Source organism: Pseudofrankia asymbiotica (assembly GCF_001983105.1).
In the GTDB taxonomy this organism is placed as follows: domain Bacteria; phylum Actinomycetota; class Actinomycetes; order Frankiales; family Frankiaceae; genus Pseudofrankia; species Pseudofrankia asymbiotica.
Genome location: NZ_MOMC01000008.1, coordinates 27,177 through 39,899 on the forward strand (window position 1 = coordinate 27,177; position 12,723 = coordinate 39,899).

Sequence of the window (12,723 nt, forward strand, 5' to 3'; positions counted from 1 at the left end):
AGGAAGGCTCCTTTTGGCGCCGGCCGTGATCAGGCGACGCCGGACAGGCGGGCGCGGTGCTCGGCGGGGCTCACGCCGCGGACCCGTTTGAACGCGCTGCTCAGGGCGAAGGCGCTGCCGTAGCCGACCCGCCGGGCGACGGCCTCCAGCGTCACGCCCCGCTCGTCGCGCAGCAGGGTGGCGGCGAGGTCCAGGCGCAGCCCGGTCAGGTATGTCATCGGCGGCTCGCCGACCAGGTCGGTGAACCGGCGGGCGAGCGCCGCGCGGGAGACCCCGGTGTGGGCGGCGAGCGTCGCGACCGTCCACGGATGGCCCGGGTTGTTGTGCAGCAGCCGCATGGCCCGCCCGACCACCGGGTCGGTGTGCGCCCGCAGCCACGACGGCTCACGTCCCGCTCCGCCCCCGTCTCCGCCGCCTCGGCCATCGCCATCGCCGTCGCCGCCGCCGGTGAACCAGGCACGCAGCACGTCGATGAGCAGGAGGTCGAGCAGCCGGTCGAGGACCGCGTCCTGGCCGGGCCGGTCCCGGGGGATCTCGTCCGCGAGCAGCGACAGGACGGGGCTGTCCCAGCTGTCGCCCGCCAGCACGAGCAGCCGCGGCAAGGCGTCGAGCAGCCGCCGGCTCACCTCCCCGTCGAGCTGGTACGTGCCCACCAGCATCACGGTCTCGCCGTCGAGGGCGTCGCCCCAGGTCCGCACGCCGAGGCCCATGACGTCGTGCAGGTCGACGCCGTCGGGCGTGGCGCAGCGCTGGCCCGGGTGGATCACGACCCGCGGCGGGGTCGACGGATGGTCGGCCACGGTGTACGGATCCGGGCCGCGCACGACCGCCACGTCGCCCGGCCCGAGCCGCGCCGGCGGGCTCGCGTCGTCGAACGAGAACCAGGCCTCGCCACGCCACTGCGCGACGACCGTCAGCGGCGCCCGGTCCTGGATCCGCAGCGACCAGGGCGACGTGAGCATCGCCCGCAGCAGGAACGCCCCGCGCGCCCGGGCACCGTCCAACAGGCCGGCGAGCGTGTCCACACCGGAAGTCTAGATCGACTGTCCGCGTGGACGACGGCGTATGCGCCGGAGCCTCTCGGCGATGGTCACGACCGACCGGCCGCGGCGAAATGGAGGTGGCCCCGGCGCGGCGGCCTCCCCCCGACCGCGACCCGGGCCGGCCCCACCGAACCAGAGGAGAGACAACCGTGAATGGCGCGCGGATCGGGACGCTGCTGGCGGCGACCCTGACGACGGGGCTGATGGCGGGGATCTACTACGCGTACGCCTGCTCGGTGATGCCGGGGCTGCGGTCCACCGACGACCGCACGTTCGTGAGCACCATGCAGTTCATCAACGTCGCGATCCTCAACGGCTGGTTCCTGCTGGTGTTCGTCGGCGCCCCGCTGCTCGCGCTCGCCGCCGGGGCCGCGCACCTGCCGGCCGGTGGCCGCGCCGCGCTGCCGTGGGTGGCCGCAGGGCTCGCGCTCAACGTCGTCGCCTTCGCGGTCACCGTCGCGGCGAACGTCCCGCTGAACGACGCCCTCGACGCCGCCGGCCCGGTCGGCCAGATCACCGACCTGGCGGCCGTCCGGGCCCACTTCGAGGACGCGTGGATCCGCTGGAACATCGTCCGCACCGCCGCGACGACGGCCGCCTTCGGCTGCCTCGGATACGCGCTGGTGCTCACCCACCGGCCTCGTTAGCGGCGGATCGAGGCGGATCGGTCTGGCCCCGAGACCGGGTCTCGGGGCCAGACCGATCCGCCGGCGCGGCGGGACGCCCGGTCAGGCCGGGGCCGGGTCGCGGGCGTCGCCGGTCATCGCGCGGGGACTGCCCGCGTCGGTGAAGTAGCTGACGAGGCAGCTGACCGACCGGCTGCCGGCCTGCCAGCTTTCCGGAGCGAGGGTGAACCAGCTGATGTTCACCGTTGAGGTCTGCTGGAAGGAGGGGCCGAAGAACGCCCGCGCGACCGCCCCGCACTGCTGGCCGGCCCGCTCGGCGAACGCCTCGGCGGACGGCGACGCCGCGCCCGCGGGCTCGGTGAAGCGGATGTCACCGATCGCCACGTGCTGATGCGGGGTGGAGCAGGTCACCGGCCCGGTGYCGGTCGTGTCCTTCGCCAGGCAGGTGCCGACCGGGTAGACCTTCGACTGGTCGGCGCCCCTCGCCGAGCCCGTGAAAAGGTCGTTGTCGGGTTTCTCGGGGGTGGGGGCGTAGGCGCCGATGCCACAGTGGATCTTCCGGTCCCCCTGGATCCAGCCCGCCACGCTCGGCACGATCGCGAGGATCGAGAACCGCCCGTGGGGGTCGAGCGGATATCCCAGGTATGCCTCGACCAGCGTCCGGCAGTACCGGTCGTAGATGCCCGCCCACTCGTCGTCGGCCAGCGGACGGGGGGCGCCTGCCGGGAACTCGGCGCTGAGGTCGGCCGCGTCCTCGCTGACCGATTCGAACAGGTGCGGCCGGTCGCAGGGGACGTCGTCGACCCTCGTCGAGGAGCCGCCTCGGTCCCAGCGGTAGCAGTGGCCGAGTTCGTAGCCGCCCTGGGCGAGCCCGGGTTCGGCGGTCGGGCTCGGCGTCGCGGTGCTGGACGGCCCCGCGGTCGACGCGGCCACGTCGCTCTTGTCGCCCCCTCCACCGCCCACGGCCACCCCGATGGCCACCAGCAGCACGACCAGGACGACGACACCGCCGACCACGGCGGCCACGACGCGCCCGCGGGGCCGGCGCGGGGGCGGCTGGCCCTGCGGCGTGAGTATCCGCATCGGTGGCCCATCCGCGGGAGGCGGCGGTGTACCCAGGCCCGGGGTCATGTTCTGGGCCCATGGACCACCAAGCGGGCCTGGCTGGGCGAGCGGGTGCGGCGGGTTCGCCTCCGGCGCGTCGGCGACCGTGCCTTCGAGCGGCGGCGGCCAGCTGGCTGGCGCCGGCGTGCCGCCCATCCCGCCCATGCCACCCGTGCCGCCCGTGGTGCCCGGGTCGGGTAGTCCCGGCCGCCGGCGCCACAGCAGCCTGCCCGTCTGGCCGGTCTGCGCGGGCCAGGGTGATCCCGGCGTCGGCGGGGTCTCGTCGGCCACGGTTGTCTTGTTCCACCCATCGCGTCGGGCGCGTTGACCGTCAGCGGCCGAGTCGGGAAGCGAGCCAGGCTGCGCCGTCGTCGCTCCGCTCGGTCCGCCGGAGGTCACGGCGCGCGGACTGTGGCGCGGACGATATCGGCTATTAACACCGATTCACGCGGTAGGTCCCCTTCTTAACACTTTCGGGGATCATGAACTACTGTGGGTAGCGAAAACCTGACGCGACGAGTGCCGCGGGCACGAGACGAGGCGGGACGGTACCCGCGGGCTTGGTGCGGTGGACGACCGGACGCCGGGCGGATTCGTCGGAGGCGGCCCTTACGCTGATCCACGAGCGCGGACGGTCGGCGGCCGTGGACGGTCCGGCCACGCTGGGGCCGCGGCGACGGCGGCCGGGCAGCGCGACCGCGGGAGACGGTGAGGGAGGGGGTCCAGGCGGTGACCGTGGAGCCGGCGGCGCGCAGCCAGCCCGAGCGAGGCCAGCGCGCCGGGCGTGGTCGGTCGCCGGCGTCGGCTGCCGGTGAGCCGGTCCGGTGGTCGCTGCTGGACGCCGTGCTCGAGCGGATCACCTTCGCCAACGAGGAGACCGGGTACACGGTCGCCAAGGTCGACACCGGGCGCGGCGGGGAGCTGGTGACCGTCGTCGGCTCGCTGCTGGGCGCGCAGCCGGGGGAGTTCCTGCGGATGCGGGGCCGGTGGGGGAGCCACCCCCAGCACGGCCGGCAGTTCCAGGTCGAGGACTACACGCAGGTGCTGCCCGCCACCGTCCAGGGCATCCGCCGCTACCTCGGCTCCGGCCTGATCAAGGGCATCGGGCCGCGGCTGGCCGAGAACATCGTCGACCACTTCGGCGTCGACGCGCTCGACGTCATCGACACCGAGCCCGAGCGGCTCATCGAGGTGCCGAAGYTCGGCCCGAAGCGGACGAAGGCGATCGCCGCGGCCTGGGAGGAGCAGCGCTCGATCAAGGAGGTGATGGTCTTCCTGCAGAGCGTCGGCGTCTCCACCTCGCTAGCGGTGAAGATCTACAAGAAGTTCAAGGACGAGTCGATCGACGTCGTGCGCCGCGAGCCGTACCGGCTGGCCAGCGACGTGTGGGGGATCGGCTTCCGCACCGCGGACACGATCGCCCAGGCCGTCGGCATCCCGCACGACGCCCCCGAGCGGATCAAGGCCGGCCTGCAGTACACCCTGTCCGAGTCGACGGGCGACGGGCACTGCTACCTGCCCGAGCAGCGCCTGCTGGCCGACGCCGCGAAGATCCTCGAGGTCCCGCTGCCGGCGGTGATCGACGCGCTGGCGGAGCTGGTCACCGAGGGCGGCGTCGAGCGCGAGGAGATCCCCGGCGACGACCCGGAGCAGCCGGTTCCCGCGATCTACCTGGTGCCGTTCCACCGGGCCGAGGTGTCGCTCGCCAACCAGCTGCTGCGGCTGCTCGCGGCGGACGACGACCGGCTGGGGGCGTTCGGGTCGGTCGACTGGGACGCGGCGCGGCGCTGGCTGCGCGGGCGGACCGGCGCCGACCTCGCCCCGGCGCAGGACGAGGCGGTGCGCCTCGCGCTCACCCGGAGGGTCGCCGTGCTGACCGGCGGGCCGGGCTGCGGGAAGAGCTTCACCGTCCGCTCCATCGTCGAGATGGCGGCGGCGAAGGGCGCCAAGGTCGTGCTCGCGGCTCCCACCGGCCGGGCGGCCAAGCGCCTCACCGAGCTGACCGGCCACCCGGCGGCGACCGTGCACCGGCTGCTGGAGCTGCGCCCGGGCGGCGACGCGGCCTACGACCGGGACCGCCCGCTGGACGCCGACCTGGTCGTCGTCGACGAGGCGAGCATGCTCGATCTGCTGCTCGCGAACAAGCTCGCCCGGGCGGTCGCGCCCGGCGCGCACCTGCTGCTCGTCGGCGACGTCGACCAGCTCCCGTCGGTCGGCGCCGGCCAGGTGCTGCGCGACCTGCTGGCCGCCGGCACCCCGGTGCCGCACGTGCGGCTGACCCAGGTGTTCCGCCAGGCCGCCCAGTCGGGTGTCGTCAGCAACGCCCACCGGATCAACGCCGGCGAGTTCCCCCAGGTACAGGGAATGGCGGACTTCTTCCTGTTCGCCTGCGACGAGGCCGAGGACGCCGCCAGGATCACCGTGGACGTGGTCGCCAACAGGATCCCGCGCAGGTTCGGCCTGGACCCGCGGGTCGACGTGCAGGTGCTCGCCCCGATGCACCGCGGCCCCGCCGGCGCGGGCGCGCTCAACGGCGCGCTGCAGGAGGCCCTCACCCCGAGCCGGCCGGGAACGCCGGAACGGCGCTTCGGCGGGCGGGTGTTCCGCGTCGGCGACAAGGTCAGCCAGATCCGCAACAACTACGACAAGGGCGCTAACGGCGTCTTTAACGGCACCCTCGGCATCGTCACCGCCCTCGACCCGGTCGAGCAGACGCTGACGGTGCGTACCGACGAGGGGGAGACCGTCTCCTACGACTTCGCCGAGCTCGACGAGCTGACCCACGCCTACGCGCTGACAATCCACCGTTCCCAGGGCAGCGAGTACCCGGCCGTCGTCGTCCCGGTGACGATGAGCGCCTGGATGATGCTGCAGCGCAACCTGCTCTACACCGCCGTCACCCGCGCGAAGAAGCTCGTCGTCCTGGTCGGCTCCAAGAAGGCCATCGGCCGCGCCGTCCACGCCGCCACCGCCGGCCGCCGCCACACCGGYCTCGCCCACCGCCTCCGAGAGGGCCGCATCGTCTCCCTCGCGCCCCCGCCGTCGCCACCGCCCGCCGACGAGTAGGCGGTCATCGTGCCGTGCGGTCAACGCGCGCCACGGCGCGGCGAAAACCAGTTTCGGGAGGACCCGCGAGGTCGTACGCTTTGTCCTGTCCGAAGTGAAGGCCGAGGGTTACTTCCTGCTAAGAAGATCCCACCCTCGGCCGTGTTGGTTCTCGGACGTCACAGCTGGATATTGGGCGCCGAAGTGAACGGGCAGGCCTACTTCTGACCTACAGGTCGCGGGTTCGAATCCCGCTCCGGCGGCCGCTGGCCGCCGGGTAGCTCAGTGGCAGAGCAGTAGGAAAACAGCTTCCCGGACCTGGTTCTCGGCACCCTCATCCGCGCGGCGGTACCGAAGTGTTTGGCTGGCGTACTTCTGGTTCGACTCCTGATAGCCCCACCCATGGGGCTAGCCCTTCTGGGGGCACTCGCCGTCCTACCCGGTTCTCGGTACCATCCCGCGCCACGGCAGTACCGAAGTGCAGGGTGGGGTTCCTTCCGCTCGGGACGGGGTGACGCGGGTTCGAATCCCGCCGGGACTTCGGGTCCCGTCGTCTAGTGGTCCAGGACGCCTTGGTCCTCGCCCGATCTGGTTCTCGGTACCGCTGTCGGCGGATATCCGGCGTGGCGTCCCCCGGTGGAAAGGGGACAGCATGGGAAAGCTCGCGAAGGCCGCCGCTCTGTTCGGCGCGACCGGCCCGGTCCGCACCACCGGCGAGCGCACGGCCGCCGCCGAGGGCGGTGCCGGCTGGAGCCGAGACGTGAAGAGCGAGCTTTTCACGCTCGCGATCACCAACCTCGTCTCGGAGGACACCTTCTATGAGGCCGGCCGCGAGCGGGACAGCCGTTTCGTCAGCCTGCTCTGGGAGGCAGCGGCCCAGGACGCGGCGTGGGTGGCCCGGCTCATCCCGTGGCTGCGCGACGGCGCGAACCTGCGCACGGCCTCGGTCGTCGCCGCCGCCGAGTACGCCCGGGCGCTCACGGCCCTGCCCGACGCGGCCCGCGCGTCCGCGCCGACCGTCCGCTCGGTCATCGCCGGCGCGCTGCGGCGCGCGGACGAGCCCGGCGAGTTCGTCGCCTACTGGCTCGCCGGCCGCCGTCCCGCCCGCAACAGCCTGCCTGGCGGCGTGCAGCGCGGCGTCGCCGACGCGGCGGCGCGGCTGTTCACCGAGCGAGCGGCGCTGAAGTACGACGGCCTGCGGCAGGCGGTCCGCCTCGGAGACGTGGTGGAGCTCGCCCGGCCGACCCCCTCGGCGCCGTGGCAGAACGACCTGTTCCGCTACCTGCTCGACCGCCGTCACCACGACGACGCCGTCGCCACCGGGAACCTGCCGGTGCTGCGCGCCCGCGCGGCGCTGGAGGAGATCCCGGCGGCGGACCGTGCCGGCGTGCTGCGGTCGTGGGGCGCCGCCGCGCCGGACCAGCTGGCGCGGGCCGGGATGACGTGGGAGGCGCTCGCCGGCTGGCTCGGCGGCCCGATGGACGCCACCGCCTGGTCGGCCATGCTCCCGTCGATGGGCCTCATGGCGCAGGTCCGCAACCTGCGGAACTTCGACGGGGCCGGGGTCTCGGACGAGCTCGCCGGCCAGGTCGCGGCGCGGCTCGCCGACGCCGAGCAGGTCCGCGCGTCGCGGATGTTCCCGCTGCGGTTCCTCGCGGCGTACAAGGCGGCGCCGTCGGCCCGCTGGGCGTGGCCGCTGGAGCAGGCGGTCACCCACTCGCTGGCGAACGTGCCGGCGCTGGCGGGCCGGACGCTGGTGCTCGTCGACCAGTCCGGCTCGATGGCCTCGCCGCTGTCGGCCCGCTCCGCCCTGACCCGCGCGGAGGCGGCGGCACTGTTCGGCTTCGCGGTCGGGCTGCGCGCCGAGCAGGCCGACGTGTACGTCTACGGCGCGCAGGGCACGTGGAACGACCCGCGGTCGAAGCACCAGCGGGTGCGGCTGCCGAAGGGCGGCTCGCTGCTCCCGCTCGTCGACCGGCACGGCCGGGCGGACCTGGGCGGCACGCTGACCTGGACCACCCTGCGGGCGACCTACGCGGGCCACACGCGGGTCGTGATCGTGACGGACGAGCAGGCGCACGACAACCCGGACAACCTGCCCGACGTTCCGATCATCACCTTCAACGTGGCCGGCTACCGGGCCGCGCACGTGGCGGCGGCGCCGAACCGGGTGACCGTCGGCGGCCTCACCGACGCCGGCTTCACCATGCTCCGCCATCTCGACGCCCACCATCGCGGTACCTGGCCGTTCTGACACCAGGCGGTGGCGGAAAGCCGGCGCGACGGAGCCATCCGTCGCGTCGGCGGCGACGTGATCGCTGTCTATGGCCCTCCGGTGGTTGTCATCTCGGGCCCGTCGACGACTACCGGAGGGTGCGGTCCGCGATGATGGGCTGGCGGCCTCGCGTCGGGCGTCCGGCCGGCGTGACCGTCTGGCCGTTGGAGCATGATTAGTGACCGATTGTGCGGAGACGGACACCACCTGAAACCGGTAGACCTCATTGCTATGAGTGAGACCTCTGGAACGGGCACGGGTGGAACGGGCACGGGCGGCACCTCGGGCGAGGCCGGTGGCGATCACGACGAGACCGTGCGGCGGTCCTTCGGCCAGCAGACCCGGTTGTTCACCGGCGAGGGCGCCGTCTTCGCCGCTCCTCAGGCGGCACCACCGCCCTCGTGGCTGGGCCCATTGCACCCGGACATGATCGTTCTCGATCTGGCCTGCGGCGCGGGTCATCTCGCCGAGCAGGTCGCCCCGCACGTGCGGCAGGTCGTCGGCATCGACCTGACCAGCGCGCTGTTGGGCCTCGCCGGCGAGCGCCTGGCCGCGGCCGGCATCACGAACGTGCTCCTGCAGGAGGGCAACGCCAGCGCGCTCCCGTTCGTGGACGGATCCTTTGACCTGGTCCTGTCCCGGTCCGCGCTGCACCACTTCCCGCGGCCCGGCGCGCCGGTCGCGGAGATGGTCCGGGTCTGCCGGCCGGGCGGGGCCGTGGCGATCTCCGACATGGTCGCGCCGGGCGCCGAGCTGCGCGGGCCGTTCGACCAGCTGCACCGCAAGATGGACCCGTCGCACGCGCGCGCGCTGCTCTACCCGGAGCTGGCGGAGGTGCTGCGCTCGGAGCTCGGCGAGCTCGACCACGATGAGGTCTCGGATTCCAGGAGCCTGCCTCTGGAGCGGATCCTGACTGACGTGGCCGACCGGGACGCCGTCTACGCCGACCTGCGCGCCGAGCTCGACGGCGGGCCGTCCACCGGCTTCGGCCCGACCCTCGCGGACGGCCAGCTGCTGGTCTCGTTCACGACCGCCGCGGTCCGGGCGACCAAGGCGGCATAGCGGGGCCGGGCGAACGCCTCCGGGAGCGGCCATGACGTCAGTCGACCTGGTTCCTGGGTACCCGGACGGAGACGCGGACTCGTGTGCTTGCCGCCAGGGGCGGCCAGATCGAGCGCGACCAGGCCCACGAGCGAGGGCGAGGTAGTGGGGGAGCGCTGGAACGGCCCGGCACTTCCCTCGCCCGGACCTCAGTCCTCGCCGGAGAAGCGCTCCCAGGCCGCCTGCTTGGACACGCCGAGCGCCGTTCCGATGCGGGTCCAGCTGATGCCCCGGCGGCGCAGCACGTCCACGTAGTCATGGACGGCGGCGTCCGCCTGGGTCACCACCGCCTGAACCTTCACCAGGCCGGCCAGCAGATCGTCATCCGAGCGCTCGTCCCACGTGCCGAACGCGGGCGCGGGCTCCTCAGCGATGATCATGTTGCACAGGTCGACGCACTCGTTGCAGATGTAGACGCCGGGGCCGGCCACCAGCTTGGTCACCGCGGCCTTGTCCTTGCTGCAGAAGGAGCAGCACAACGCCTCCAGCCGGCCTTCGCCGGGCACCGGGTTCCGTGTGTTCGCCATGCCGTCAAGCTAACCCTGACGGCATGCTGCGTCAAGGTCGCCTTGACGTGATCGAATCATCGGTGCGTCGCACGAGGTGAGCCGCGGCGGCCGAGCGCCGCCTAGGGCTCTTTCGGTTCCGAGATCATGACCCGGGCGCCGCCGGGCCGGACCTGGGCCGCTGGCGCTCGGCCGGCGCCTCCGGTCTACCTCGGCGGGCCGAGCCGGTGGTCGAGGTGGCGCGCGAGGATTCGCCGGGCGTCGTCCGGTGACCGCCGGCCGCCGAGGATGGCGTTGCCGAGCCCGACACCCAGGGCGAGGAGGGCGAGCGCCTCGTCGGCGGGATCCTGGTCGGGGGCGAGGCGTCCATCGGCCTGGCAGGCGCGCAGCTGGTCGATCAACCAGGCCTCGAGGGTGTCGGGGTCGCTGGCGTAGGGCTGGGCGGCCAGCGCGGGGTCGGTGAGCGCGAGCGCGAAGTACTGGTTGTAGAGGACGTGCAGCGATCGGCTCTCGGCGTCCAGGGGCAGCGTCGCCAGCAGGACGAGCTCGATCCGCTCCCGGCCCGTGGCGGACAGCCCGGCGGCGGCGAGGCGCGGCAGCACCCGTTCGGTGAACTGCTCGCCCACCCGGCACAGGCCGAACAGCAGCAGCTGCTCCTTGGTCTCGAAGTAGTACTGGACCAGCCGCACCGACACACCCGCCTCGGCCGCCACCTCCCGGAACCCGGCGGTGTGCAGCCCGCGTGCGGCCGCGACCCGTAGCAGCGCGTCGGCGATATGGCGGCGGCGCTGGTCGTGGTCGACCCGTTTCGGCATCGCGTCCCTTCGTGGTACAACCGTACCATGAAACCTACCGAGGACCGGACGGTCGGCGGGTTCCGCGGCGACAAGCAGCGTGCCAAATTCCTCGCCACCTACGACGCGGCCTTCGCCGCGTTGTGGCCGACGCCGTGGACCGAGGCCGATGTGGAGACCGACTTCGGCACCACCCATGTACATCGCTACGGACCCGACGTCGGCGTGCCGGTCGTGCTGCTGCACGGCGCCAACTCCAACGCGGTCCAGTGGTACCCGTTCCTGGCCGCCCTCGGCGCCCAGCGCCCCGTCATCGCCCTGGACACCGTCGGTGATCCCGGCCGCAGCGTCGCCCGCCGGCCCATCCACGACCCGCGGGACAGCGCGGCGTGGCTCGGCCAGACCCTCGCGGCCCTTGACGTTCCCCGGGCGCACCTGATCGGGCACTCCTACGGCGGATGGCTGGCGCTCAACCAGGCCCTGCACGCCCCGGACCGGCTCGTGAGCGTCACCGCGCTCGACCCCGGCGGCYTGGAGAAGGTCAGCGCCCGGTTCATCTGGATGATGTACCTGAACGGGATGGCCGGCCTCACCCCGGCGCCTCTGCGCCGACGGCTCGCGGTCTGGCTGGACAACCCGGTCCTGCTCGTCCCCGAGCTCAGGAAGGTGCTGCTGACGGGCGCGCGGGCGTTCCGCACCCGCCGGCCCGCGCCCCGCCCGCTCTCCGACGAGGACCTGCGGGCGATCCAGACCCCAGCTCTCGTCCTGATAGGGGAACGCAGCCCGCTGCTGCACCCCACCCGAGCCCAGGACCGGGTGGCGCTCATGCCACACGGCCACGCGGAGATCCTGCCCGGAGTGGGCCACGGAGCCTCGACGCCGAGGCCGCCCGGCACCTCGGCGAGGTTGTCGACGGCGACCGCGGCGCGCTCGGCGTAACCGCCGAAGCCACCTGTGCTGGCGACCACCCGCAGACCCTTGAGGGCGGGGTCGACGTCCGGGCCGAGCGAGGTAACGACGCCGCCGACACCGTTGCCCGGGATCATCGGCGGGGCGACCGGGAGCGGCCCGGGGGCGTTGCCCGACCGGATGAGCGTGTCGAGGAAGGTCACGTTGACCGCCTCGACCTCGATGACGACCTGTCGGGGCCCGGGGACTGGCTCGGGCGCCGTCCCGGCCACCAGGACCTCCGGACCGCCGAACCTGGTCAGGTACACCACCCGCATGCCGTGCTCCTCCGCCCTCGCCCGCCGCTCGCCCTCGCCAGTTCACAACGTGAACTGGGCATGAGGTCAATCCGCCCTGCTCGAATTGTCGGTGGCGTCCGTGACAATCCGCTTCGGGGGCAGGTGGTCACGGCTCGGAGGTGCGGCGATGGCGTTCGACGTGGAGCTCGCGGAACGGGTCAGGGACGTGCTCGGGCCGCGGCCAGGGCTGTCCGAGAAGCGGATGTTCAGCGGGCTCGCGTTCCTGCTCGACGGGAAGATGATCTGTGCGGTGACGAGCCGGGGCCTGATGCTGCGGGTGGGGCCGGACGCCTACCCGGCGGCGCTGATCCAGGCCGGGGTCGGGCCGCAGCGAGGTCGCCGAAGGGCACGTGAGCGGAGGAGGCGGACCTCCCAGATCGACTCCGCAAGCTCCGTCGATCCGGCAGGAACCCCGCGGCGCGGAGGTCCCTTGGGAGCGAAGCGAGTAAGGGGCCGTAGCGCCGTGCCCAGACGGAGCGAACCAGAAACTCAGCCGACGCGGTCCGCGGGGCCGGACTTCACCGCCTCGACGAGCTGGCTCATCTGGGACTCGCTGAGCTTGCCGCAGCTGGCCAGGTCCGCCTCGCTGATCATCCCGACCAGGCGGTGGTCCTCGATGACCGGCATCCGCTTGATGCGGTGCTCACTCATGCTCTGCAGGACCTCGTCCACGCCGGCGCCCGCGTCGACGTAGAACGGCTTGCCCTGGGCGAGCTGGCTGGCGGGCGTCGTCGCCGGGTCGGAGCCGGCCGCGACGCAGCGCACCACGATGTCGCGGTCGGTGATGATCCCCTGCAGCCGGTCGTCGTCGCCGCAGATCGGCAGCGCGCCCACGCCCAGGTCGCGCATCTTGCGGGCGGCGTCCTGGAGTGTCTGGTTCGCGCCGATGCAGGTGGCGTCGGGATGCATGATCTCGCGTGCGGTCGTCATCGCGGTCCTCTCGTTGGCGTGTGGCCGCCGCGGACGCGAGCGCCGTTCCCGG

General features: G+C 73.1%; 10 protein-coding genes, 1 tRNA gene and 2 pseudogenes. 7 read left to right on the forward strand and 6 right to left on the reverse strand.

Translation table 11 applies throughout. The features are described from left to right. Positions 1-29: 29 nt before the first annotated feature. Positions 30-1,025 (reverse strand): AraC family transcriptional regulator, encoded by a 996-nt coding sequence (locus tag BL253_RS03100; RefSeq protein WP_076813421.1) that lies wholly within the window; start codon positions 1,023-1,025, stop codon positions 30-32. Between the two features lie 167 nt (positions 1,026-1,192). Here BL253_RS03100 and BL253_RS03105 point away from each other — a divergent pair, with 167 nt between their 5' ends. Then, entirely contained in the window at positions 1,193-1,690 is a 498-nt protein-coding gene (locus BL253_RS03105) for an anthrone oxygenase family protein (RefSeq protein ID WP_081437944.1), read from the forward strand. An 81-nt stretch (positions 1,691-1,771) separates the two neighbouring features. On the opposite strand, the gene BL253_RS03110 is transcribed toward BL253_RS03105, so the two are convergent. After that, positions 1,772-3,064, reverse strand: coding sequence for a septum formation family protein (locus BL253_RS03110; RefSeq protein ID WP_076813422.1), 1,293 nt, complete (start codon positions 3,062-3,064; stop codon positions 1,772-1,774). A gap of 540 nt (positions 3,065-3,604) precedes the next feature. Here BL253_RS03110 and recD2 point away from each other — a divergent pair. From recD2 to BL253_RS03125, 4 genes are all read left to right on the forward strand, one after another. Then, a complete protein-coding gene (gene recD2, locus BL253_RS03115; protein WP_076813714.1) occupies positions 3,605-5,839 on the forward strand; it encodes an SF1B family DNA helicase RecD2 in 2,235 nt (744 codons plus the stop codon). Positions 5,840-6,287: 448 nt separating this feature from the next. Next, positions 6,288-6,359, forward strand: a tRNA-Pro gene (locus BL253_RS42150). A 111-nt stretch (positions 6,360-6,470) separates the two neighbouring features. Beyond that, positions 6,471-8,072: a TROVE domain-containing protein gene (locus BL253_RS03120; RefSeq protein WP_076813424.1), complete on the forward strand. Its 1,602-nt coding sequence runs from the start codon at positions 6,471-6,473 to the stop codon at positions 8,070-8,072. A gap of 252 nt (positions 8,073-8,324) precedes the next feature. Beyond that, positions 8,325-9,155, forward strand: coding sequence for a class I SAM-dependent methyltransferase (locus BL253_RS03125; protein ID WP_076813425.1), 831 nt, complete (start codon positions 8,325-8,327; stop codon positions 9,153-9,155). A gap of 188 nt (positions 9,156-9,343) precedes the next feature. Here the strand turns inward: BL253_RS03125 and BL253_RS45275 are convergent, their stop codons facing one another. Together BL253_RS45275 and BL253_RS03135 are read right to left on the reverse strand one after the other, a co-directional pair. Continuing rightward, positions 9,344-9,721: a ClpX C4-type zinc finger protein gene (locus BL253_RS45275; protein ID WP_076813427.1), complete on the reverse strand. Its 378-nt coding sequence runs from the start codon at positions 9,719-9,721 to the stop codon at positions 9,344-9,346. Positions 9,722-9,906: 185 nt separating this feature from the next. After that, positions 9,907-10,515 carry a TetR/AcrR family transcriptional regulator gene (locus BL253_RS03135; protein WP_076813429.1) on the reverse strand — a complete coding sequence of 203 codons (609 nt, stop codon included), beginning with the start codon at positions 10,513-10,515 and terminating at the stop codon, positions 9,907-9,909. Positions 10,516-10,542: 27 nt separating this feature from the next. Here BL253_RS03135 and BL253_RS03140 point away from each other — a divergent pair, with 27 nt between their 5' ends. After that, entirely contained in the window at positions 10,543-11,433 is an 891-nt protein-coding gene (locus tag BL253_RS03140) for an alpha/beta fold hydrolase (protein ID WP_081437945.1), read from the forward strand. Positions 11,434-11,444: 11 nt separating this feature from the next. On the opposite strand, the pseudogene BL253_RS03145 reads toward BL253_RS03140, so the two are convergent. Next, positions 11,445-11,720 (reverse strand): annotated as a pseudogene (locus BL253_RS03145) (alcohol dehydrogenase catalytic domain-containing protein); the annotation flags it as partial. Between the two features lie 148 nt (positions 11,721-11,868). Between BL253_RS03145 and BL253_RS44640 the strand changes: the two are divergent. Then, positions 11,869-12,042, forward strand: a pseudogene (locus tag BL253_RS44640) (TfoX/Sxy family protein); the annotation flags it as partial. Positions 12,043-12,230: 188 nt separating this feature from the next. On the opposite strand, the gene BL253_RS03155 reads toward BL253_RS44640, so the two are convergent. Beyond that, positions 12,231-12,671: a CBS domain-containing protein gene (locus BL253_RS03155; RefSeq protein WP_076813431.1), complete on the reverse strand. Its 441-nt coding sequence runs from the start codon at positions 12,669-12,671 to the stop codon at positions 12,231-12,233. Positions 12,672-12,723: the final 52 nt, after the last annotated feature.